21 protein-coding genes are annotated in these 23387 nt (G+C 40.5%); 10 read left to right on the top strand and 11 right to left on the bottom strand.

Annotated features, from left to right (window positions below; translation table 11 throughout):
• Positions 1-2: 2 nt before the first annotated feature.
• From ACSHZO_RS07295 to hemA, 11 genes are all read right to left on the bottom strand, one after another.
• Positions 3-1151: a serine hydrolase domain-containing protein gene (locus tag ACSHZO_RS07295; protein ID WP_298246852.1), complete on the bottom strand. Its 1149-nt coding sequence runs from the start codon at positions 1149-1151 to the stop codon at positions 3-5.
• Positions 1152-1169: 18 nt separating this feature from the next.
• Positions 1170-1640: a methylated-DNA--[protein]-cysteine S-methyltransferase gene (locus tag ACSHZO_RS07290; RefSeq protein ID WP_298246851.1), complete on the bottom strand. Its 471-nt coding sequence runs from the start codon at positions 1638-1640 to the stop codon at positions 1170-1172.
• A complete protein-coding gene (locus ACSHZO_RS07285; protein WP_295181589.1) occupies positions 1621-2751 on the bottom strand; it encodes a CNNM domain-containing protein in 1131 nt (376 codons plus the stop codon). The genes ACSHZO_RS07290 and ACSHZO_RS07285 overlap by 20 nt, the downstream gene beginning before the upstream one ends.
• 120 nt (positions 2752-2871) lie before the next feature.
• Positions 2872-3342, bottom strand: a complete 471-nt coding sequence (locus ACSHZO_RS07280; protein ID WP_298246850.1) for a hypothetical protein — start codon at positions 3340-3342, stop codon at positions 2872-2874.
• 80 nt (positions 3343-3422) lie between these two features.
• Positions 3423-3767 carry a hypothetical protein gene (locus ACSHZO_RS07275; protein WP_298246849.1) on the bottom strand — a complete coding sequence of 115 codons (345 nt, stop codon included), beginning with the start codon at positions 3765-3767 and terminating at the stop codon, positions 3423-3425.
• A gap of 62 nt (positions 3768-3829) precedes the next feature.
• Positions 3830-4798, bottom strand: a complete 969-nt coding sequence (hemB, locus tag ACSHZO_RS07270; RefSeq protein WP_295181584.1) for a porphobilinogen synthase — start codon at positions 4796-4798, stop codon at positions 3830-3832.
• A 38-nt stretch (positions 4799-4836) separates the two neighbouring features.
• Positions 4837-5739, bottom strand: a complete 903-nt coding sequence (hemF, locus tag ACSHZO_RS07265) for an oxygen-dependent coproporphyrinogen oxidase (protein ID WP_298246981.1) — start codon at positions 5737-5739, stop codon at positions 4837-4839.
• Between the two features lie 54 nt (positions 5740-5793).
• Positions 5794-6819, bottom strand: a complete 1026-nt coding sequence (gene hemE / locus ACSHZO_RS07260; protein WP_141876489.1) for a uroporphyrinogen decarboxylase — start codon at positions 6817-6819, stop codon at positions 5794-5796.
• A complete protein-coding gene (locus ACSHZO_RS07255; RefSeq protein WP_298246848.1) occupies positions 6816-7481 on the bottom strand; it encodes a uroporphyrinogen-III synthase in 666 nt (221 codons plus the stop codon). Before ACSHZO_RS07255 ends, hemE begins: the two co-directional genes overlap by 4 nt.
• Positions 7482-7484: 3 nt before the next feature.
• Positions 7485-8402: a hydroxymethylbilane synthase gene (hemC, locus tag ACSHZO_RS07250; protein WP_298246847.1), complete on the bottom strand. Its 918-nt coding sequence runs from the start codon at positions 8400-8402 to the stop codon at positions 7485-7487.
• Positions 8399-9655: a glutamyl-tRNA reductase gene (gene hemA / locus ACSHZO_RS07245; RefSeq protein WP_298246846.1), complete on the bottom strand. Its 1257-nt coding sequence runs from the start codon at positions 9653-9655 to the stop codon at positions 8399-8401. Before hemA ends, hemC begins: the two co-directional genes overlap by 4 nt.
• Positions 9656-9853: 198 nt before the next feature.
• Between hemA and ACSHZO_RS07240 the strand changes: the two genes are divergently transcribed.
• The 10 genes from ACSHZO_RS07240 (at position 9854) to ACSHZO_RS07195 (ending at position 23385) form a co-directional block, all read left to right on the top strand.
• A complete protein-coding gene (locus ACSHZO_RS07240) occupies positions 9854-10744 on the top strand; it encodes an AraC family transcriptional regulator (protein ID WP_141876493.1) in 891 nt (296 codons plus the stop codon).
• Between the two features lie 87 nt (positions 10745-10831).
• Entirely contained in the window at positions 10832-11869 is a 1038-nt protein-coding gene (gene hemH / locus ACSHZO_RS07235; RefSeq protein WP_295181573.1) for a ferrochelatase, read from the top strand.
• Complete coding sequence (locus ACSHZO_RS07230; protein WP_298246980.1) at positions 11869-13209, top strand: MATE family efflux transporter; 1341 nt, start codon at positions 11869-11871, stop codon at positions 13207-13209. The genes hemH and ACSHZO_RS07230 overlap by 1 nt, the downstream gene beginning before the upstream one ends.
• A 61-nt stretch (positions 13210-13270) precedes the next feature.
• A complete protein-coding gene (locus ACSHZO_RS07225; protein WP_298246845.1) occupies positions 13271-16369 on the top strand; it encodes a VPS10 domain-containing protein in 3099 nt (1032 codons plus the stop codon).
• Positions 16370-16918: a CopD family protein gene (locus ACSHZO_RS07220; protein WP_141876497.1), complete on the top strand. Its 549-nt coding sequence runs from the start codon at positions 16370-16372 to the stop codon at positions 16916-16918.
• A gap of 40 nt (positions 16919-16958) precedes the next feature.
• The gene (locus ACSHZO_RS07215; RefSeq protein WP_295180624.1) at positions 16959-18413 is read left to right on the top strand and encodes a sensor histidine kinase; all 1455 of its coding nucleotides are present in this window, start codon (positions 16959-16961) and stop codon (positions 18411-18413) included.
• A 5-nt stretch (positions 18414-18418) separates the two neighbouring features.
• Positions 18419-19201 (top strand): enoyl-CoA hydratase/isomerase family protein, encoded by a 783-nt coding sequence (locus ACSHZO_RS07210; RefSeq protein WP_298246844.1) that lies wholly within the window; start codon positions 18419-18421, stop codon positions 19199-19201.
• A gap of 105 nt (positions 19202-19306) precedes the next feature.
• The gene (locus tag ACSHZO_RS07205; protein ID WP_298246843.1) at positions 19307-20380 is read left to right on the top strand and encodes a PA0069 family radical SAM protein; all 1074 of its coding nucleotides are present in this window, start codon (positions 19307-19309) and stop codon (positions 20378-20380) included.
• Between the two features lie 44 nt (positions 20381-20424).
• Positions 20425-21207 carry an Fpg/Nei family DNA glycosylase gene (locus tag ACSHZO_RS07200; RefSeq protein WP_298246842.1) on the top strand — a complete coding sequence of 261 codons (783 nt, stop codon included), beginning with the start codon at positions 20425-20427 and terminating at the stop codon, positions 21205-21207.
• A 141-nt stretch (positions 21208-21348) separates the two neighbouring features.
• Entirely contained in the window at positions 21349-23385 is a 2037-nt protein-coding gene (locus tag ACSHZO_RS07195; RefSeq protein ID WP_435066889.1) for an alpha/beta hydrolase family protein, read from the top strand.
• Positions 23386-23387: the final 2 nt, after the last annotated feature.

Below are 23387 nucleotides of genomic sequence, written 5' to 3'. Positions count from 1 at the left end.
TATCACTGATTACGATTCCCAATCATTTTGTAGGTTTCGTCAACATAACGATAGAAATCTTCGTAATGTTTATCATCATCTTTCCGAATGAGTTTTTCACCCAGCCTTACGATCACGAGCTCATCTTCAGGAATTATGATCACGTATTGACCTAAAATGCCCCTCATATAATAGATCTCTTTATCTTTATAATCGCTTAGCCAGAAGCCGTAGCCATAGTATGGTGAATCTTCGAATCTGGGTTTTGAAAGCTGTTCGATATAGGCAGCATCCAATAGTTGATCGCCGTTCCACTGGCCGTTATTCAGTAATAATTTTCCAAATTTTCCAAAGTTTCTCGCATTGGTAGCGATACAACAGTACGCTTTCTCCATGCCAGATTCTTTACTATCCAGTTGCCAGAGCGCACTATCGTTCATTCCCATTGGTTTCCAGAAGCTTTCGCTCAGGTATTCACTCAGGCTTCTACCGGTAGCCTTTTCAATGACCATAGCGAGCAATTGTGTATTTCCGCTTAGATATTCAAATTCCTCTCCTGGAGTTTTGATCACTTTCAAATCCAGTACCTGCTCCCGAATATCTTTTCCAAAGTAGGCACGGGCAGTCGATGCAAATGGATTGTAATAATTTTCATTCCAGTTAAGCCCTGAAGCCATCGAGGAAAGATCTCCGATTTTAAGTTTCTTGTCAAACTGAGGGAAAAAGTTTTCTACAGGCTGCTCAATATTTTCAAGGTATCCATCCTGGATTGCCTTGTACATAAGTAAGCTAACCACACTTTTAGCCATGGAAAAGGAATTCGTCTGGCTCGCAGCACCATATTCTTGATAATAATTTTCATAGACCAGGCTGTCGTTCTGAATGATTAAAAAAGCAGCGGTCTCCAGTTCGTTATGCAGACTATCGAGACTTCTGGTTGCTTTGATACTATTATAATCTTTTGCCAGCGGCCATTCCTGAATGTTTTCTCCATTCTCAATAATGGCGTTATCAAAGTAGGGATGATCATCGATAAAAGCAGTTTTGTGTCCATTTAAATAGGTGGTTTGTACTGCACGCAAAATATATTCATAACCTGTTAAATAAAGACCTATGGATAGAACAACGATAAATAATGCAATATATAGGAGGAGCTTGAAAATCTTTTTCATGCTCTGAAATTAGCAAATTTAGAACAGACTTTGCTGTAAAGGTGGGTTTTCCAGATCCAGCAACCATTTTTTGCGATGCAAACCGCCAGCATAACCAGAAAGAGAACCATCACTTCCAATTACACGATGACAGGGAACAACGATCCATAGCGGATTCTTTCCATTGGCAGAGGCTACGGCTCTAATTGCCTTCTCATCGCCAAGTTTACGCGATAGATCAAGATATGAAACTGTAGCTCCATAAGGGATATTTTTAAGTTCTTCCCAGACTTTCTTCTGAAAGTCGGTTCCCTTCGGATTCAATTGTAGATCAAAACTCTGTCTCTTTCCTGAAAAGTATTGCTGAAGCTGAAGGATTACTGACTTTAAAACTTCCGGTATTTCTGAAGATTCCTCGGTAGAATCATCAACTTTTATCTCGTGAATTCCGTTTTCGTCCCCAAGGATTGTCGCGATCCCAAGTGGGGTTTTAATGCTTGCCTGTTTCATCTACAGCAGGTTCATCACTATTATCTGAAGTAGAAGTAGTTTCCTGGTCCTGTTTTCTCTGGATGAGTCCGAGGCGTTTTGCACGGCGTTCCCAGTTCTTTCTGGCAAGTACCTGCATGTCTTCCACACTATCGCTTTCATCCATGATCTCCAGCCCCAATAATGTTTCGATAATGTCTTCCATGGTTACGATCCCGGTGGTATTACCAAATTGATCCACGATCATGGAAATATGAGCGCGCTTTTCAACGAAGATCTCGAACAATTCAGGAATAGGTGTATTGTCGTTCGTCACCAGGATATCTCTTTTAATGTTACTTAGAGGTTGCTCACCATGTTCATCGATCATAGCTTCCAACACATCATCTTTCAGAATAAATCCAGAGACATTATTAGACTTCTCCTTATAAACAGGAATTCTCGAGAATTTCAGGTTTTTATGGTTGGAATAGAAATCGCTCAGACTCATACTTTCGTCTTCTACGATCGCTACTGAAAATGGGGTCATCACGTCTTTAGCTTCGATAGATTTGAAAACGAGTAAGTTCTTGATAACCGTAGTTTCGCTTTCTTCGAAAACACCCTCTTCTTCCGCAGCATCAGTGATCGCAGCAAATTCTTCACGGCTCATCGTGCTTACATGTGCAGATTTCCCGATCAGCTTTGTAGTAAGCATCATTAGCCATAGAATTCCCGTGTACTTAAGCGGGAAGATCATAATATTAAGAGTTTTTGCGGTAAAATTACCTAAAGATTGCCAGTAGGTAGCTCCAATGGTCTTCGGAATAATTTCTGAAAGCACGAGGATCGCTAAAGTCATGATTGCTGACACGATCATCACAGAATTTCCACCATCACCGAAGGTCTTTTCAGCCTGAACACCCACAAGAATAGCTCCTACGGTATGAGCAATGGTATTTATGGTAAGAATTGCGATAAGCGGCTTGTCTATATCCTTCTTTAGATTTGCCAGATCTTTAGCGTAGCTCTTTCCTTCCTTTTTCCTGATCTTGATATAGGATGGTGTTATACTCAGTAATGTAGCTTCCAGAATGGAGCACATAAAAGAAAAAAATATTGATAATACGGCAAAAATGATCAGTAATCCCATGCACTTAAATAAGTTAGACTGGCTAATTTATGTATTCTCAATTCAAATATTTAAAAAGAAATTATAAAACAAAAAAGGTCTTTCATGTTCGAAAGACCTTTCTGGATTTTTTGCTGAAGGTTAAGCAGCGATTAAAGGAGTTATTTTAGTTTCCCATTTTCGTGCCTGCTGCAATCTTATTTCAGGAGCAATAATGTCACTACCGGCTTCATCGTAGAAGCAAATAGACTTAGAACTTTGCTTTTGCTTAGCGGCGAAATTTAAGGCCAGAAACTGAATTTTTTCTGAATTTCTGGCCTGTAGATCCTGTTGCAACTGTATTGTGGCATATTGAGTAAGATCAATGATCTCAAATTGATCCTCAATTTCAGCATTGCTGAAGATGATCTTTTTATTGCTCACGTCCAGTGCTATGATCGTGGTGCCAACCTGTTCGAACTCGTCAATTTTGAGTTTATTCTGGGTAGCAAAATCATAAGCTCGTTGCTTCACTTTTGAAGTTTGAGCATTGCTTTTTAAAATAAGATAAATAATAGGTATTGCGAAGAGAGCCAGAAGTCCCAGCCCTAAAATAAGAGATATAGTATCCATATTGACTTAGTATTTAAAATGAAATAAATGGTGCTTTTCAGGTATTTATACCTTAATCAGCTTGACGTAATTCATTCTATTTACCAGAAACTATGGAATGGAAAGAGGATTTTCTTCAGGTGAAAATGATACCTGAAACTTGTAAAAATCTGTAGAACTTCTCTTTCTTCTGAAATTACCGCTTCAAAACTATCAAGGCTTCCGAAGAATTTTGAGAAATCGGACTCTTCAGCATTTACTTTTTCAGAAAAAGAAAAAGCTTCATCCGGCAGATATGCGTTCTTGTTACTATGTGCCTGAGTAAAGTGAAATTCATCAGTAGGCTTTATTTCCGTAGAAACTTCAGTAGCATAAACATTCGTACCACCAAGTAGGAATACCTGAAGCAGTAGCAAGTTTATCCATAAAAATTTACTGGATTTCATACAACAATGTTAAGCCAAAAACTGATTGTAAAAACAGAAGTAGTCTTATATTTTTCTAAAAATCAGGAAATTAATTTCACGGCATCTTTTGCAAAATACGAGGCGATCATATTAGCCCCGGCACGCTTTATAGCAGTTAACTGTTCCAGGATCACAGCGTCGTGGTCCAGCCATCCCTTCTCTGCTGCAGCTTTGATCATCGCATATTCACCACTTACCTGGTAGACCGCAACAGGTACGTTTACAGCATTCTTAATGTCGCGAACAATGTCCAGATAACAAAGACCTGGCTTCACCATCACGATATCTGCACCTTCCTCGATATCCATCAAAGTTTCCTTGATAGCTTCATCCCGATTGGCAGGATCCATCTGGTAGGTTTTTTTATCACCAAAGCCTGGAGCAGAATCCAGAGCATCTCTAAACGGACCATAAAACGCAGAAGCGTATTTTGCAGAATAGCTCATAATGCCTGTATCATGAAAACCTTCGTCCTCGAGTAAAGTTCTCATCTCAAAGATTCTGCCATCCATCATATCACTGGGCGCTACAAAATCTGCGCCTGCTTTCGCATGAGATAAAGCCATCTCTGCCAGGATCGCGGTGGTATCATCGTTCAGGATCTTCCCGTCATTTACTATCCCATCGTGACCATAAGAGGAATATGGATCCAGGGCAACATCTGTCATGATAACCATTTCTGGCGCGACATCTTTCACGGTTTTCACGGCTCTTTGCATCAATCCATCTGGATTTATAGCTTCAGTACCCGCATTGTCTTTTAATTCATCTGGAACCTTTACAAAAAGCAAAACCGACTTTAAGCCGAGGCTCCATAATTCTTTTATTTCCTGCTTTAGAAGATCAAGACTATATCTATAATAACCGGGCATGGAAGCGATTTCCTCCTTAACCTGTTTTCCTTCTACCACAAAAATTGGAACCAGGAAATCGTTTGGAGAAATAAAAGTTTCTCTTACCAGTGATCTTACAGATTCGTTCGTACGTAGTCTTCGGTTTCTTCTAAGCATTGTTTCAATTTTTTAGTATTGCTGCGGCGCAGTATATTTTAAACCCAGTTCACAGGTCTTTCAAGCACCTGTATGAGTTTTTCTTCTTCACTTCCAGGTTCAGGATGATGATCATAAACCCATTGTACGTGTGGTGGAAGGCTCATCAGGATACTTTCTATTCTTCCGTTGGTCTTTAGTCCAAATAAAGTTCCTTTATCATGTACAAGATTGAACTCTACGTAGCGTCCACGTCGAATTTCCTGCCATTTTCTATTCTCTTCAGAATAAGGCAAATTCTTGCGTTTCTCCACGATCGGGACATAAGCCTGTAAAAATGAATCACCAACATCGGTCACAAAATCATACCAGTCGGCAATCTTCATACGATCATTCTCCTTTAGATAATCAAAGAAAAGTCCGCCTATTCCTCTGGCTTCATTTCTATGTCCATTCCAGAAATATTCATCGCACTTCTTCTTAAAATCTGAATAGAAAGAAAATCCATGAGGATTACATGCTTTCTTACAGGTATAGTGAAAGTGTTTCGCATCTTCCTCGAAAAGATAATAAGGAGTAAGATCCTGACCTCCACCAAACCACTGGTCGATCACAGTACCGTCTTTCTCGTACATTTCAAAATAGCGCCAGTTGGCATGAACCGTTGGAACCATTGGGTTTTTGGGATGAAGCACAAGGCTGAGTCCGCAGGCAAAAAAGTCCACATCCCCAACTTTAAAATAGCTTTGCATGGCAGGAGCCAGTGGGCCGTGAACCGCAGAGATGTTCACACCTCCCTTTTCGAAAACATTTCCATTTTCGATCACACGGGTTCTACCGCCCCCGCCTTCATTTCTTTTCCAGATATCTTCTTTGAATTTGGCGCCGCCATCGATCTCCTCCAGTTTTGAAGTGATTGAATCCTGCAACTGCTCAATATATCTGTAAAATTGTTCTTTCATGCTCATGAAAACTTTTCAGCTTGGGTTCGGTTCTTGTAATTTTTTAGTGTTGGCTTACTCTCTGTATTCCTTGACAGCGTCTACGAAAGCTTTCGCATTATCTACAGGAATATTTGGTAAAATACCATGACCAAGGTTGGCGATATAACGATCTTTTCCGAAGGCTTTGATCATATCGTTCACCATATATTTAATTTCGATTGGTTTGGAATAAAGCCTGGCAGGATCAAAATTCCCTTGCAAAGTGATCTGTCCGCCACTTAAATAACGAGCATTTCGAGCATCACAGGTCCAGTCTACTCCAAGAGCAGCTGCTCCAGATTGTGACATATCTTTTAAGGCAAACCAACATCCTTTTCCGTAAGCAATTACAGGAACTTCATCTTTTAAAGCATCGATGATCTGTTGCATATACTGCCATGAGAATTCTTTGTAATCATTAGGCTCCAGCAATCCTCCCCAAGAATCGAAAAGCTGTACGGCATCTACACCGGCTTTTACTTTTTCTTTCAGGTATGCGATGGTAGTATCAGTAATTTTTTGAAGTAATTTATGCGCAGCGATAGGTTCCATGAAACAGAATCTTTTCGCCTTATCAAAAGTTTTAGATCCCTGTCCCTGTACACAGTAACATAGAATGGTCCATGGTGAACCGGCGAATCCTATGAGCGGTACTTCATCATTTAATTCCTGTTTTGTAAGCTTGATCGCGTCAAAAACATAGCCAAGAGTTTCGTGCACATCTGGTACGATCACCTGTTCTACTTTTGCGGGAGTATCTACAGGATTTGGCAACCACGGGCCAACACCAGGCTTCATCTCCACCTCGATGTTCATTGCCTGTGGCACCACGAGAATATCGCTAAAAAGAATCGCAGCATCTGGACCTACCTGGCGAATTGGCATTACCGTAATTTCAGTAGCAAGTTCAGGAGTACGACAACGGGTGAAAAAGTCATATTTTTCTTTAAGCTTCATAAAATCAGGAAGATATCTTCCTGCCTGTCTCATCATCCAAACTGGTGGACGTTCTACGCTTTCACCTCTAAGTGCTTTTAAAAAAAGGTCATTCTTGATCATTGCTGATGTTTTAAGTCTTTTCTAAATGTTTTTGCTACCATGGCGATCAGGTTTTCAATGCCGGGCGTTCCCGGAGTTACGATGCTGGTAGTATGTCTTTTTGCTTCGGAAGCAGTTGTATCTCCAATGCAAAATGCAATGGAGTTAATCGTATTTTTGCTGGTATAGCTTTTCACTCCACTTGGGCTGTAAAATAGAATTCCGTCGTAATCTGAACGAAATTGCTGAATGTTCAACGCAGTTTTATAAACCTTAATTTCCTTAAGCGCTATATTTTGCTGCTGAAGCATCTCCGGAAGTTTATCAAGTCTCGAATAACCACAGAAAAACTGAAATTCCCGATCAGGATAATTCTGGATGATGATATTTGCCAAATCATGAGCATAGGCTGTAGTTTCCAGAACATTGTAACCCATCTCCTTAGCCATTATTGCAGTTTTCTCTCCTACACAAAAGCAATTAGTGATATCAATTTGCTTTGATGTGATTGCTTTTAATGAATTCTTGCTGGTAAAAATGGCATTCTGGATAGTTTGTTCAGGCAGATCAAAATTCAGAAATTCTATTTCGATAGCATCATACTCCGCGAATCCAATCCCACTATTTAAAAGTAGTTCCTTCTGGTTGAGTGCTAGTTTTTTCGTGGAAATTACGGTAGGCATTCATCAATTATTTAAAGCAGTTTTAATATGCTGCATTAATTCACGACCTCCATTATTTAAAACTTCCTGAGCGCAGATCGTTCCTAATCCATTCACTTGTGAAACCGGAACGCTTTTTTCTACTTCTATTTTCTTAGAACCATCAAGACTGAAAAGTGCTCCAAGAAAATGTATATGACCAGCATGAATTCTGGCTAAGCCTCCAATTGGAGCGGTACAACCACCTTCAAGAACTTTAAGGAATTCACGTTCAACGTGTACACAAATTTGAGATTCCTGGTGGTTCAAAAGAGCTAGTGCTTTACGGCTTTCTTCGTCTTTCTCCATGGCTACGATTAACATCGCACCCTGAGCCGGTGCCGGGATCATCCAGTTTAGATCAATAAAGTTCTCTGGTTTGATCTCGATACGCTCCAGTCCGGCAGCTGCGAATATGGCGCCATTCCAGTCATTATCTTCAAGTTTTTGCATGCGGGTATTTACATTCCCGCGAAGATCCACGACCTCGTGATCTGGATATTTGTGCAACCATTGCGCTTTACGGCGTAGGCTACCTGTAGCGATCTTTCCTTTTTTGTTATCCAGAAAGTCAGTTCCTTTGTGAACCAGAATATCCTTATTGCTCGCTCGTTTCATCACTGCTGCTTCCACAATTCCCTTTGGTAGAGCCGTAGGGACATCTTTCATGGAATGAACAGCAATATCTACTTCGCCTTTGATCATGGCAACATCCAGGGTTTTTGTAAAAATCCCGGTGATTCCCATTTCATATAAAGGTTGATCTAGATTGAGGTCGCCAGTAGATTTTACAGGAACCAGTTCACTTTTATGACCAGTTCGCTCCAGTGCATTCTGTACGGTGCGGGCTTGCCACATCGCTAATTCACTATCGCGAGTGCCAATTCGAATTACTTTGCTCATTTGGTAACTTCTTCGAGTTGAAAGACCTTATGGATCAATTCCAGGCTTTCGTCCGTGGTTTCAGTATCTCCTTTGAGGTGATTTGCAAAATGTTTCATGATCTTCTGGATGATACGATTGCTTACAATTTCAGCATGTTCATCATTAAAATCCGACATTTTTTTACGCTGGAAGTCCAGTTCATCATCTTTCATAGATCTTAGCTTTTTCTTTAAAGCTTTAATCGTTGGTGCAAACTTTCTCGTTTCCAGCCATTGATTGAAATCGTTTTCAACTTCAGCAATGATCTCTTTTGCCTGCGGAATGAATTGTTTTCTTCTTTCCAGCGTTTCATCGGTCATTTGCGATAAATGATCTAGATGAATTAATTGCACGTTGGGCAATTCTTCAACATCTTCTGAAACGTTCTTCGGAATAGAAAGATCAAGGATCAAAAGATCTTTTTTAGAATAAATAAGTTCTTTCGAAACTGTAGGATTCTGAGCTCCGGTAGCAACGATCAAAATATCACTATTCCTGATCTCTGCCTGTAGATCTGCATAATCCTTCACGATAAGATCAAATTTACCGGCAACTTTTTCAGCTTTATCCTTTGTTCTGTTGATTAAGGTGATATGGTTATTCCGGGTATGCTTTACCAGATTTTCGCAGGTATTACGTCCTATTTTTCCTGTTCCGAAGAGAAGAATGTTCTTATCTGAAACATTCTCTATATTCTTTAATATATACTGTACAGAGGCAAATGAAACTGAAGTCGCTCCACTCGAAATCTCTGTCTCGTTCTTAATTCTTTTACTGGCCTGGATAACAGCATTTACCAATCTTTCCAGGAATGCATTTACCAATCCAAGTTTTTTGGAACGTACAAAGGCTACTTTTAACTGACTTATAATTTCAAAATCACCCAGGATCTGGCTGTCCAGTCCTGTTCCAACCCTGAACATATGAGCAATGGCCTGTTTGTTCTTATAAACGTAAGCTACTTTCTCAAATTCCTCTACTGTTCCATGAGTATGTTCACAAAGCAATTTGATCAACTGGAAAGGATGTTCTGCGAAACCGTAAATTTCAGTACGATTACAGGTGGAAGTTAAAAGAATACCATCGATACCTTCGCGGCCGGCCTGTTGCAACAAATTTTCTTTCGCTTGTTCCGTAAGACTGAAGTGTCCACGGATCTCGGCATCAGCCTTTTTGTAGCTTAAACCTATCGTATAAAAATGCTTACCTCTTGAAATGTGATAATCTTCCATGTATCGATTTGGAATACGCTTGCAAAAATAGCAGAAGAGTATTTCAAAAAATAACGCTAGAGGCACTAAATGTGTCGATAGATGATATTTATCAGCTTTTTAAAGTCCTAAACTTCAAAATGCGCTATTTTTGTAGTAAACAAAGCTGTTGTGAATAGATTTGTTTAGACTGATTCTAAATAAATAAAATTTCCGAGGATGGATGAAAGCAAAAAAAATAACGCTGTAAGTATTTCAGAAGAAATCAAGATCGAAGATGGTTTCTATATTCTGAAGTTTCAGAATGATACAGATGAGAATAAGATCATGTCCCGCGAAATTGATAATAGTTTTATTCAATTTCACTTCAATGTGAAGGGGAACAGCAAGTTTCTTTTCAATAGCGGGAGTTATGAATTACCACTTCCTGAAGAGAATTCACTTTTATTATACAATCCCCAGCGCGATCTGCCACTGCATTTATCCATGGAAAAAGAGAGTTGGTTAATTTCTCTGGTTATTTCCATTAAGAAATTTCACGCTCTGTTTTCGCAGGAAGCAGATTATATCACTTTTTTAAGTGGTGACAATAAGGATAAGAAATATTATAAGGATGCTCAGGTCTCACCTTCAACCGCGGTAGTTTTAAACCAGATCATGAATTTTAATCTGACTCCCAGTATCAAAAATCTTTATTTTAAAGCGAAAGCTTTCGAATTATTAAGTCTGTACTTTAATAAAGCGGAGAATCCAGATCTGGAACAATGTCCGTTTTTGAGTGATGAAGAGAATATCAAGAAGATAAGAAGAGCAAAAGATATCGTGATCGCAAGAATGGCAGAGCCACCATCCCTGCAGGAACTTTCAGATGAAATTGGACTTAGTCTTAAAAAGCTAAAAGAAGGTTTTAAGCAAATTTATGGCGATTCGGTTTATAGCTTTCTATTCGATTATAAAATGGAATATGCACGCAAGCTTCTGGAGACAGGTGAATATAACGTAAATGAAGTAGGACTGAAGGTTGGTTACAGTACGGCGAGTCACTTTATTGCCGGTTTTAAAAAGAAATTTGGAACCACGCCGAAGAAATATACATTGTCGGTTAGCTAACTGATTATTGAATCATAGAGAACACTAATTATGAATTGTATTTCAATAGACCAGTTAGTATTATTTTTGAGTTGAAAAAGAAAAATTATGAGTAAAGGCGTATTGCTGGTAAATCTGGGTTCTCCAGACAGTACCGACCCCAAAGATGTCAAGAAATATTTAGGTGAATTCCTTATGGATGAGCGAGTGATCGATGTGCCATACTGGGCCAGAACACTACTGGTAAAGGGAATTGTATTAAACACCCGTCCTAAAAAATCTGCTGAAGCTTACCAGAAGATCTGGTGGGATGAAGGTTCTCCGCTAATTGTACTCTCTGAAAGACTTCAGAATAAAATTGATGAAAAGACATCTGTACCAATTGCTTTGGCAATGAGGTATGGAACTCCAAATATAAAACAAGGCTTACAGGAATTGAAGGATAAAGGAGTGGACGAAGTGCTGCTTTTTCCATTGTATCCACAATTCGCCATGGCTACTACTGAAACTATTCTTGTTTTGGCTGAAGAGCTACGCAAGGAATTTTTTCCTGAGATGAGCTTTACAACAGTGCCACCATTTTATAATCATCCAGATTACGTGCGAACACTGGCAAACAGTATCGCAGAAAATCTTGAAGGAAAAGAATACGAGCACTTGTTATTTTCTTATCATGGCGTTCCCGAGAGACATATTCGTAAAAGCGATGTGACCAGTTCACATTGTAAGATAGACGGCTCCTGTTGCCAGACGGCATCAACTGCTCACCAGTTCTGTTATCGCCACCAGTGCTTTGAAACCACCAGGTTGGTTGCGGAACATTTGGGAATGAAGCCAAATACTTATAGCGTTTCCTTCCAGTCAAGATTAGGATTCGACCCATGGCTAAAGCCATATACAGATAGAACCATCGAAAGATTTGGAAAACAGGGAATGAAGAAATTAGCCATTGTAACTCCGGCTTTCGTGTCAGATTGTCTGGAAACACTGGAAGAAATTGCCATGGAAGGCGAAGAGATCTTCCATGAAGTTGGCGGAAAAGATTTCTCTGTAGTTCCATGTTTGAACGATCGTGAAGATTGGGTAAAAGTATTATCCAGATGGATCGATGAGTGGGCAACCCAGCAAACTCCGGTGGAGGCTTAATGGCCGTTCGTAATTCTAAAGAACTGGGTGATAAACCCATTGGTAAACTTCTTATTCAACAAGCTTTACCGGCATCTGTAGGAATATTGGTGATGTCCTTGAACATCCTGGTAGATACTATATTTGTTGGAAACTGGATAGGCCCGATCGCAATTGCGGCCATCAATGTTGTATTGCCTGTCTCTTTTTTTATAGCGGCTTTAGGAATGGCTATAGGCATTGGTGGAAGTTCGATCATCTCCCGGGCACTTGGCGCCAACGAAGATTCCAAAGCCTTACGAACCTTTGGAAACCAGATCACCCTTACCTTAGTTTTATCTATAGGTCTGGTCATTCCGGGATTGATATTTGTTGATGATCTCATCCCTGCATTTGGAGGAATGGGCGAGATCTTCGATCCTGCAAAAATTTATTATATCATCGTACTCTGCGGTGTCCCAATGCTGGCGCTGGCTATGATGGGGAACAACGTAATTCGTGCTGAGGGAAAACCTCGTTTTGCCATGATCGCGATGATCATTCCTTCCGTGGTCAATCTAATTCTGGATTATATCTTTATTAATAAGCTGAATATGGGAATGGAAGGTGCCGCCCTGGCAACAACCGCATCCTATTTCTTCTGCATGGCTTATATTATCTGGTTTTTTCTCTCGAAGAACTCAGAATTAAAGATCAGTTTTTCTCATTTCAATATGGATTTTCCTATTCTGAAGGAAATTTCAGCATTGGGAGTGGTCACTCTGGCCAGGCAGGCTGTAGTAAGCGTTACCTATCTTTTAATGAATAATATTCTTTTTGATCTAGGTGGAGAAGAATCGATCACCGTATATGCGATCATTGCGCGTATGCTTATGTTCGCACTCTTCCCGGTACTTGGAGTCACCCAGGGATTTTTGCCTATTGCCGGTTTTAATTATGGGGCAGAGAACTTCAGCAGGGTTCGAAAAAGTATCAATACTGCTATTTTATATTCTTTCCTGATGGGGCTGCTAATCTTTGCCGGAATCATGATTTTCGCGCCAGATATTGTCGCAATATTTACTACGGAACCAAGTATTCTGGAGCAAACACCTTCAGCAATGCGCTGGGTTTTTGCAGCGATTCCAATTGTAACTATTCAGCTAATTGGCGCCGCTTATTTCCAGGCCATCGGGAAAGCTGTGCCAGCATTTTTGCTTACTCTATCGCGACAGGGATTTCTCTTTATTCCGCTGGTGCTAATTCTTCCGAAGTACTATGGAGAGCTTGGCGTCTGGATCTCTTTTCCAATTGCCGATGTACTTTCTACGATCATTACTGCCTATTTTCTGAATCGTGAGATTCGGCATACGCTCAGGTAAACTTCAGAAGCTTGAAAATTATAGTAAATCCTTATCTTTAAAGCAGACTAAACGATTTTCTATGAATCAATCTCTACTCAGGCTGTCAGTTCTTTTACTGATCGCCACTCTTTTCAATTCACAAAAACATTTTGCACAGGAAATTTCCGAAGAACTTTACGGCGCTCTGGAATATCGTCTAATTGGTCCGTTTCGAGGTGGACGAAGTGCTGCAGTAACCGGTGTTCCCGGTAAGCCAAATCTTTTCTATTTTGGAGCTGCAGGTGGCGGTGTATGGAAAACGACGAATGGAGGTCGCAGCTGGAGCAATATATCTGATGGTTATTTTGGAGGATCCATTGGCGCCATTGAGGTTGCTAAGAGCGATCCAAATGTGATGTATGTGGGTGGTGGCGAAAAAACGGTTCGTGGAAATGTTTCTTCTGGCTACGGAATCTGGAAAACCGAAGATGCCGGGAAAACCTGGAGCTCCGCTGGATTAAAAAACAGTCGGCATGTTCCCAGAATCGTTATTCATCCGAAGGATTACAATACTGTATATGCAGCTGTTCTCGGAAATATTTACAAACCTACTGAAGAGCGGGGAGTTTATAAATCTACCGATGGTGGTAAAAACTGGGAAAAAGTACTTTTTTCTAATGCAGATGCCGGTGCAGTAGATCTTATTATGGATCCCAACAATCCGCGAATTTTATATGCGAGTACCTGGAATGTTCAGCGCACACCTTATAGTCTGAGTAGTGGAGGAGAAGGATCAGCTTTATGGAAAAGTACAGATAGCGGGGAAACCTGGAAGAAAATTTCAGAAAACAAAGGTTTTCCGAAGGATACTCTAGGGATCATTGGCGTGACCGTTTCTCCTGCAAATAGCGAAAGAGTCTGGGCTATTGTTGAAAATAAAGATAAAGGAGGTGTTTATCGCAGTGACGATGCCGGTGAAACCTGGAATTTGATCAATGACGATCGTAGCCTGAGACAACGTGCCTGGTATTATACACGAATCTATGCCGACTCCGAAGATGAAGACAAGGTATATGTGCTCAATGTGAATTATCATACAAGTACCGATGGCGGTAAGACTTACAGTTCTGCAAATGCTCCGCACGGAGATCACCATGATCTATGGATCGCTCCAGAAGATTCTCAAAGGATGATCATGGGTGACGATGGAGGAGCACAAATTACTTACGACGGCGGTGAAACCTGGAGTACATACCACAATCAGCCGACTTCTCAGTTTTACAGGGTTACCACAGATAATTCATTTCCGTATAGAATATATGCGGCACAACAAGATAATTCTACGGTTAGAATCAGACATAGAACAGAAGGAGGAAGTATTGGAGAAGGTGACTGGGAATCTACAGCGGGAGGTGAGAGCGCACATATTGCCGTAGATCCTGAAAATCCTGAGATCGTGTATGGTGGAAGTTATGATGGATTCCTAACCAGGTACAATCATGAAACCGGGACTGTACGGAGTATTAGTGTCTGGCCAGATAACCCAATGGGTCACGGAGCCGAGGACCTCAAATATCGTTTCCAGTGGAATTTCCCTATTTTCTTCTCTCCGCATGATCCTGATAAATTGTATACCGCATCCAACCATTTACATATGACCACGAATGAAGGGGAAAGCTGGGAAGAAATTAGTCCTGATCTTACGAGAAATGACAAGTCGAAACAAAAGTCTTCAGGAGGACCTATTACCCAGGACAATACTTCCGTAGAATATTACAGTACTATTTTCGCTGCAGCAGAGTCGCCTTTAAAGGAAGGTCTGCTCTGGACTGGAAGTGATGATGGCCTGGTACATGTTTCCAGAGATGGTGGAAAAAACTGGGAAAATGTAACACCTAAAGGAATGCCGGAGTGGATGATGATCAATAGTATTGAACCTTCTGTTTTTGATGAAGGCACGGCATATATCGCTGGAACCAGGTACAAACTGGGAGATTTTGCTCCTTATTTATATAAAACGACCAACTACGGGAAGTCCTGGAAAAAGATCACTTCTGGAATTTCTTCGGAACATTTTACCAGGGTGGTTCGTGAAGATCCTGCAAAACAAGGCTTGCTTTATGCAGGTACTGAAACCGGGATGTATATATCTTTTGATAATGGAGAAAACTGGAAAACTTTTCAGTTAAACCTGCCAATCGTTCCAATTACCGATCTTGCCATTAAAGAAAATAATTTGATCGTGGCTACGCAGGGAAGAAGTCTCTGGATCATTGATGATCTTAGCCTGTTACACCAGTTGAATTCAGTTGAAAAGAATCAGGATCATCTGTTTAAACCGAAAGCTTCTTATCGAATGGATGGCAGATCCCGAGAAAGTGCAACAGCCGGGACGAACCATCCCGCCGGAGTCATGACCTATTTTTTTCTGAAGGATCCTGAAGGTAAAAAAGTGAAGTTAAGCTATTTAAATGCTGAAAATGATACGATTCAGAGCTTCTCTTCTGAAGCAGAAAAGAATAAACTGGAAGTAAGTAAAGGAGCGAATCAGCATGTTTGGGATATGCGTGGCGAAGGCGCTGAACGACTGGACGGAATGATCCTTTGGTGGGCAAGTACAGACGCTCCGCAAGCGGTTCCCGGAAATTACAAGGTAGTTCTGGAAGTGGATGATGAGGTGATGAAACAGGATTTCGAGATTTTAGCAGATGCGAATGCCGAAACCGATCTGGCTGGAATGCAAAAACAATACGATTTTATTTCCAGCGTGAATAAGACCGTAGACAAGGCTCATCAATCCATCAAAAAAATGAGAAAGGTCGATGCGCAATTGCAGGATTTTCAGAAGCAGTATAAAAACAATGAGCAGGTAAAACCACTGCTGGAAAAAGCAAAAACCCTAAGTGAGGAACTTTCACAAATAGAAAATGCGCTTTACCAGACCAGGAATCGCAGTAACCAGGATCCGCTTAATTTCCCGATAAAACTCACGAATAAACTGGCACATTTAAATAGTCTTGTGGGAATGGACGATTTTCCACCAACTCAGCAGGATATTGCAGTTAAAGACCAACTTACTGCCAGTATCAACGAAGAATTGAATAAATTTGACCAGCTTTTAAAAGAAGAAGTAAAAGCTTTTAATAAGGAATTTAATGCGATGGATCTTAATTATCTATTCGTAGAGACTGAAGACTAAATGGAGTACTATAATTATATCAAAGCCCTGCACCTTATTTTCGTAATCACGTGGTTTGCCGGGCTTTTTTATATTCCGCGCTTATTTGTTTACCAGATCGAAGCTGCTGAAAAGCCGGAACCCGATAAAACGATTCTTGGAGATCAGCTAAAACTGATGGCGAAAAGGCTCTGGTTCATTATTACCTGGCCTTCTGCGATTCTGGCGAGCGCTTTCGCTTTTACGTTACTGGCGATGGTTCCGGGCTGGCTTGAGCAACCCTGGATGCACGTGAAACTTGGTTTTGTTGTGCTATTATTTGCCTATCATTTTAAGACCCACCTAATTTTTAAAGAATTGCAGAAAGGGATTATTAACTGGACTTCAAACGGAATGCGAATCTGGAATGAGGGAAGCACGCTTATCCTGTTTTCAGTAATTTTCCTGGTTATCGTGCGGGATGCCATTAACTGGATCTACGGAGTTCTGGGAATTTTTCTACTGGGGATTATGTTAATGCTGGGGATCAAATTATATAAAAGAATTCGATCCAGAAATCCCAATGCCTGAAATGGTTCGATAATTGTTGCCTTGAAGCGAAGCCTGCCTTATGAAGATGCTTAAACTATCCTTACGAACCAGAATTTTTATCTCTATGATCCTACTGGTTCTGGGGGCATCTATTCTAATTTTTGGGGTGACAGTATATCAATATAAGCAGGAAGCTGAAAGTTATCACGAAGAACGGCTGGAGCGTAAGCAAAGAGCGATCCTTGAGAATATTAAATTTGTACTTGCCAGTACAACTTATGTTGTAGACACAGAGAATCTTGGACCCATTTTTACTGAAAGGGATAAGATCGATGAAATGGCTGAAGTTCACGAGATGCAGATCCATATTTATGATCTCGACGGAAGCCTTATTATCAAGTCCAACGAATCCTTCTTTAAAGATTCCACTACTGTAAGTATTCCAGAAAGTGTACTCAGTAAGCTGGACGCGACCACTACCAAGCATTATTTGAAGAAAACTGAAGTCAACGGGCAGAAATACCAGTCTTCATACAGTTATATTACCGATGGAAAATTTAAGCCACTGGCAATCCTGTATTTACCATATGTACAGGATGATAGTCTGCTGAACAGGGATTTGAACAATTTCCTGGTGCGCATGGCTGAAGTCTATCTTTTTATGCTGTTGATAGCCATTATTCTCTCATTCTTTCTTTCAAAATATATCACCAAATCGCTGAAGATCATTTCTGAAAAGATCAACCAGACGAGACTGGACAAACGAAACCAGAAGATCGAACTCTCTAATGCAACAGAAGAAATTTATGCACTGGTTTCGGCATATAACAGTATGATCGATGAGCTGGAGGAAAGTGCCGTAAAATTGGCCACCAATGAGCGTGAACAAGCCTGGCGGGAAATGGCCAAGCAGGTAGCACATGAGATCAAGAATCCGTTAACACCTATGCGATTGAGCGTACAAAGTTTTCAACGTAATTTTGATCCGGAAGATCCCGAAATTCATCATAAGGTTGATGAATACAGTGAAACGCTCATCAACCAAATTGATACAATGAGTTCTATTGCTTCGGCATTCTCGAACTTTGCAAAGATGCCCGCACAACAAAATGAAACTTTGAATGTGCCTAAGATCGTAAAGCTGGCACTAGATATTTTCAATGAGAAATACATTGAATTTCAATGTGATCAGGAAGAGATCCTGGCGAAATTTGATCGTACGCAATTAATCAGGGTGGTGACCAACCTGGTTAAGAATGCTACTCAGGCGCTTCAGGATGTAGAAGATCCTCGAATTATGGTGGCGGTCGAAGAAGAGGAGAATACCGTTCTAATTTCGGTTTCCGATAATGGAATGGGTATTTCCGAAGAAAATAAAACGAAGGTTTTTGAACCTAAATTCACCACGAAATCAAGCGGAATGGGATTAGGCCTTGCTATGGTAAAAAATATCGTGGAAACTTATAACGGGACGATTAGCTTTGTTTCCAAACAAAATAAAGGCACTATCTTTAACGTACGATTTCCAAAATAAAGATTATGAGTTATCAGAACATTTTAGAAGAGATTGAAAACGAAATATTAACGATTACTATAGATCGACCAAAGAAGCTAAATGCTCTTAATAGAGAGACGATTCTTGAGCTTCACCAGGCTTTCAAAGCCGCGAAAGATAATGACGAAGTGAAAGTCGTAATAATTACGGGTAGCGGAGAGAAGGCTTTTGTAGCTGGAGCAGATATTAGTGAATTTGCCGACTACTCACCAAAAGAGGGAAAGAAACTTTCAGCAGATGGGCAGGAAAAGCTTTTTGATTATGTAGCTAATTTCCCTAAACCTGTTATTGCAGCTGTAAATGGATTTGCTCTTGGTGGCGGACTGGAACTTGCCATGGCAGCACATTTTAGAATTGCCAGTGATAATGCGAAAATGGGTCTTCCGGAAGTATCTCTTGGAGTGATACCGGGATATGGTGGAACTCAAAGATTACCACAACTGGTAGGAAAAGGTCGTGCAATGGAGATGATCATGACCGCGGGAATGATCGATGCAAACCAGGCTTTGCAATACAACCTGGTGAACCACGTAACATCTCAGGAAGAATTGATGGAACTGGCTGTGAGCCTGGCTCAAAAGATCATGAAAAACTCCATGGTTGCTATTTCTACGGCAATCAAAGCGATCAATGCTAACTATGAAGATGGTGTTGATGGTTTTGAAATGGAAGTAAAAGGTTTCGGAGATAGTTTTGGCACTGAAGATTTTAAAGAAGGAACTTCAGCATTTCTAAACAAGCGTAAAGCCGAATTCCCTAATAAATAAAATACTGGCTCCTTTTTGAAAATCATGATTTGATGAAGGAGCCTTTTTTTAAATTTTAACTAGGATAAAATCCATTAAAAAGGAATAATTCCATAATTTTGAAACATGAGTTATGAGGATTTTATCAAGGGCCGGGGAGCCCAGAAAAACAGCAGTAATAAGTTTGATGCGCATAGTCATGAAACCAGGGACGACTTTTTAAACTATTGCAATGCTGAAGGGGAAGAAGCGGTAAATTTTAAAACCACAACTATTGAAACTTTTCCGAAGACGATTGTAAATAAAGTGACCAGTCCCGATGTGGGAATGGATTTTTCCTTGAATCCCTACCAGGGCTGTGAACATGGCTGTATTTACTGCTATGCCCGTAACAGTCATGAATTCTGGGGATATAGCGCCGGTCTGGATTTCGAACAAAAGATCCTGGTAAAAAGAAATTCTGTTGAACTTTTAGAGAAAAAGCTAAAAAGCAAATCCTGGCAGGCAAGACCCATTGTGCTATCTGGAAATACCGATTGTTACCAACCTATAGAAAAGGAACTGAAGATCACCAGAAGTTTACTTCAAACCTTTTTTAAATACCGGCATCCTGTTGGAATGATCACCAAGAACTCCCTCATTTTACGCGATATGGATATTCTAAGAGAACTGGCTCAGGACAGGCTCGTACACGTAAATATAAGTATCACCACACTGCAGGAACATACTCGAAGAATCCTTGAACCAAGAACTGCCAGTATTAAAAAAAGACTGGAAACTGTAGAGAAACTTTCTGCGGCTAATATTCCGGTGAGTGTGATGATGGCACCTATCATTCCCTCGATCAATAATCATGAAATAATGCCGTTGGTTCGGGAAGTGGCTAATAGAGGTGCGCTGGGTGTGGGCTATACGATCGTGCGATTGAATGGCAGTATTGGAGAGATCTTTACAGACTGGATCAAAAAATCAATGCCAGATAGAGCCGATAAAGTTTTAAATCAGATTGCAGATATTCATGGAGGCAGCCTTAACGATAGTAGGTTTGGCACCCGTATGAAGGGAGAAGGACAGTTTGCTGAACAGGTAAAGCAGCAGTTTCAAATCGCTCGCAAAATGTATCTGCAAGATCGTAAAAAACCCAGTCTAAACTGTAAGTTGCATGAGGAATATAAAGATGGGCAGACAAAGCTTTTTTAATTTTTATGAAATTTCTATTTATACTAACTTGAAAACAAAAAGCTATGCCAGAATTACCAGAAGTCGCCTATCAAAAATTATATATTGATTCCACCAGCCTTCATCAAAAGATTGTAAAGGTGGATACGGGTGCAGACAAGATCTTCCAGTCACCTAAAAAAGATTTTAAGGATAGACTTCAAGGGAATGAAATCAAAGCGGTTTCTCAAATTGGTAAATATCTTTTTCTGGAACTGGTGAAGGATGGATTTCTGGTAATTCACTTCGGAATGACGGGTAGGATGGACTTCTTCCAGCACGATGATTTCCATAAACATGCTCAGCTAACGCTTACTTTCGACAATGGCGGCAAACTGTCTTTTATCTGTCCGCGGAAATTTGGCAAACTATTTCTAACTGATGACATTGAAAACTTCAGAAAAGAGAAGAAACTTGGACCGCATGCCACTGAAGTTTCAGAAGAAGAATTCATAGAGCTTTTTAGCAATAAAAAAGGCAATGTGAAAACTGCATTAATGGACCAGGCTTTTATCGCCGGGTTAGGGAACCTTTATGTTGACGAGATGCTATTTCAAACAGGAATTCATCCAAAATCGAAATGCGAGAATCTCAGTGACAAGGATCTAAAGGCAATGTTCAAAAAAATGAACATCATCCTGGAAACGGTGACCAAAAGCAAAACCGAAGGTGAGCAGATTCCTGATTCTTACCTTAGAAGTCACCGTGATGCGGGTGGAGACTGTCCTAACGGGAAGGGAAAGATCGAAATGATTAAAATAGGAGGCAGAAGCACTTACTTCTGTCCCGACTGTCAGGAAATAAGATAGCTTAAACTATTATCGAACATTGGTCTAATCAGCTGCCAGTAGATCAAAATCCTAATGTTTTATTAGTACTAAAGGGCTTCCGAACTCGATTTGGTAGTTTTGCAGAACGAAACCCTAACCATTAATTCCGGTAAACTACAAATGACCTATACCGGAACTGTAAATGGTAAAAATATAGAAGGGACCTATCAACAAGCGGGACATGACTACCCGCTAAAATTATATAAGATCGTGAAAGAAAAACCAGGAAATACTACATTACCATCAAGTAAGGAAGAGCTGGCCAGACTGGCCGGTCTGGAATCCGGGAACTACAAATATTCAGTCGATGACTATTTCAAAACTCCGGAAGCATTCTCATTTAAATTATCTCCAGATGGAAAATACATTGGATATATGAAACGAAGAGCTTCAGGAGAACGGGACCTTTACCTGAAGGAAGTTGCTTCAGAAAAAGAAATATTGCTTAAAAAACAGGAAGAAGACCTTATTCGTGGATTTGCCTGGGCGAGTAAAGATCGTATTGTCTATATGCAGGACAAGGGTGGCGATGAAAATTACCATGTTTACGGAGTAGATATTTCCGGAGAAAATAACCTTGACCTTACGCCATTCGAAGGTGTTAGAGCAAATATTATCGCCTCACTCAAAGAAGATAAAGACCATGTGATCGTACAGATGAACAAGGACAATCTGCAACAGGAAGAACCCTATCGCTTGAACGTAAACAGCGGAGAGATCACGAAGCTTTATACTGTAAACGAAAGGGATGATCCGGTAGCGGGTTATGATTTTGATCGGGAAGGCAATCTGCGCGCAATCACAAGAATCGTCGACGGAGTGAATACCGAACTTCTATATAAGATCGATGGGGAATTCAGACAGATAAAATATACAGATTTTAGCGATTCCTTCAGTATAGCTTCACTGAGTGTAACTTCTGAAAATCCAGATCATGCGTACGTAGTTTCGAATCTGGATGGTGATAAAACCGAAATTCAGATATATGATCTAAAGCAGAATAAGAAGATAGAAACGATCTTCAGTAATGAAACATTTGATGTTTCCGGGTTGACGCTGTCGAGAAAGCGCAATTACGAAATTGACTACTTCAGCTACACAGGTGAAAAAACCGTAGTGGTTCCTGTAAGCGACACCTATAAAAAGATCTACGCAAGACTAAAAATGGAGTTTGGAGACAAACAATTCTACACTGCTGGCAGAACAGATGATGAAAGCAAATATATGATCGCTGTGACCAGTGATAAGATCGTTGGCGAGTATTACCTGTACGATGTGCAGAAAGATGAGGTAAGGCTGCTATACAAGTTGTTACCACAATTAAAGGCGGAAGATATGGCCTCTATGAAGCCAATCACCTTTAAAAGCCGGGACGGCAAAACCATTTATGGATACATCACGCTTCCGCAAGATTACGAAGCGGGACAGCAATTACCACTTATCGTGAATCCTCATGGCGGGCCGCAGGGAATTAGAGATTCCTGGGGTTTTAATCCTGAAGCTCAGCTTTTCGCCAGTCGTGGTTATGCCACCCTTCATGTGAATTTTAGAATTTCGGGTGGATACGGAAAAGAATTTTTAAAAGCTGGTTTTGGCGAAATAGGCCGTAAAGCCATGGATGATGTCGAAGACGGAATAGACTTCGTGATCGATCAGGGTTGGGTAGATAAAGATAAAGTTGCTATATACGGCGGAAGTCATGGTGGTTATGCGGTGCTTCGCGGAATGACTAAAACTCCGGAAAAATATGCCTGTGGTGTGGATTATGTTGGAGTAAGCAATCTCAACACATTTATGCAAACCATTCCTCCATACTGGGAAAAATACAGGGAGATCATGTACAAGATCTGGTATAATCCAGACAATGCTGAAGAACAGGCAATCATGAACGAAATTTCACCGGCTTTGCATGTAGATAAGATTCAAAAGCCACTATTCGTAGTGCAGGGAGCCAATGATCCCCGAGTGAATATCGATGAAGCAGACCAGATCGTGGAAAGCTTGATAGCACGCGGAGTTGAAGTCCCTTATATGGTAAAGTATGATGAAGGCCACGGATTTGGGAAAGAGGAAAACCGACTCGATCTGTATAAAGCTATGATGGGCTTCTTTGCTGAACATTTAAAAGATAAAGAAGCTAGTCCGCTAAAAGGATAATA

It is taken from the genome of Christiangramia sp. 3-2217-3z (assembly GCF_051195275.1).
GTDB classification, from domain to species: domain Bacteria; phylum Bacteroidota; class Bacteroidia; order Flavobacteriales; family Flavobacteriaceae; genus Christiangramia; species Christiangramia marina.
The sequence above is the reverse complement of the archived record's forward strand: the minus strand, read 5'-3'. Positions and strand labels throughout refer to the sequence as shown.

Excerpts from the sequence above, each read along its gene's own strand:
- ACSHZO_RS07295 (WP_298246852.1), bottom strand. The coding sequence starts at position 1,151 with ATGAAAAAGATTTTCAAGCTCCTCCTATATATTGCATTATTTATCGTT.
- ACSHZO_RS07290 (WP_298246851.1), bottom strand. The coding sequence starts at position 1,640 with ATGAAACAGGCAAGCATTAAAACCCCACTTGGGATCGCGACAATCCTT.
- ACSHZO_RS07285 (WP_295181589.1), bottom strand. The coding sequence starts at position 2,751 with ATGGGATTACTGATCATTTTTGCCGTATTATCAATATTTTTTTCTTTT.
- ACSHZO_RS07280 (WP_298246850.1), bottom strand. The coding sequence starts at position 3,342 with ATGGATACTATATCTCTTATTTTAGGGCTGGGACTTCTGGCTCTCTTC.
- ACSHZO_RS07275 (WP_298246849.1), bottom strand. The coding sequence starts at position 3,767 with ATGAAATCCAGTAAATTTTTATGGATAAACTTGCTACTGCTTCAGGTA.
- hemB (WP_295181584.1), bottom strand. The coding sequence starts at position 4,798 with ATGCTTAGAAGAAACCGAAGACTACGTACGAACGAATCTGTAAGATCA.
- hemF (WP_298246981.1), bottom strand. The coding sequence starts at position 5,739 with ATGAAAGAACAATTTTACAGATATATTGAGCAGTTGCAGGATTCAATC.
- hemE (WP_141876489.1), bottom strand. The coding sequence starts at position 6,819 with ATGATCAAGAATGACCTTTTTTTAAAAGCACTTAGAGGTGAAAGCGTA.
- ACSHZO_RS07255 (WP_298246848.1), bottom strand. The coding sequence starts at position 7,481 with ATGCCTACCGTAATTTCCACGAAAAAACTAGCACTCAACCAGAAGGAA.
- hemC (WP_298246847.1), bottom strand. The coding sequence starts at position 8,402 with ATGAGCAAAGTAATTCGAATTGGCACTCGCGATAGTGAATTAGCGATG.
- hemA (WP_298246846.1), bottom strand. The coding sequence starts at position 9,655 with ATGGAAGATTATCACATTTCAAGAGGTAAGCATTTTTATACGATAGGT.
- ACSHZO_RS07240 (WP_141876493.1), top strand. The coding sequence starts at position 9,854 with ATGGATGAAAGCAAAAAAAATAACGCTGTAAGTATTTCAGAAGAAATC.
- hemH (WP_295181573.1), top strand. The coding sequence starts at position 10,832 with ATGAGTAAAGGCGTATTGCTGGTAAATCTGGGTTCTCCAGACAGTACC.
- ACSHZO_RS07230 (WP_298246980.1), top strand. The coding sequence starts at position 11,869 with ATGGCCGTTCGTAATTCTAAAGAACTGGGTGATAAACCCATTGGTAAA.
- ACSHZO_RS07225 (WP_298246845.1), top strand. The coding sequence starts at position 13,271 with ATGAATCAATCTCTACTCAGGCTGTCAGTTCTTTTACTGATCGCCACT.
- ACSHZO_RS07220 (WP_141876497.1), top strand. The coding sequence starts at position 16,370 with ATGGAGTACTATAATTATATCAAAGCCCTGCACCTTATTTTCGTAATC.
- ACSHZO_RS07215 (WP_295180624.1), top strand. The coding sequence starts at position 16,959 with ATGAAGATGCTTAAACTATCCTTACGAACCAGAATTTTTATCTCTATG.
- ACSHZO_RS07210 (WP_298246844.1), top strand. The coding sequence starts at position 18,419 with ATGAGTTATCAGAACATTTTAGAAGAGATTGAAAACGAAATATTAACG.
- ACSHZO_RS07205 (WP_298246843.1), top strand. The coding sequence starts at position 19,307 with ATGAGTTATGAGGATTTTATCAAGGGCCGGGGAGCCCAGAAAAACAGC.
- ACSHZO_RS07200 (WP_298246842.1), top strand. The coding sequence starts at position 20,425 with ATGCCAGAATTACCAGAAGTCGCCTATCAAAAATTATATATTGATTCC.
- ACSHZO_RS07195 (WP_435066889.1), top strand. The coding sequence starts at position 21,349 with ATGACCTATACCGGAACTGTAAATGGTAAAAATATAGAAGGGACCTAT.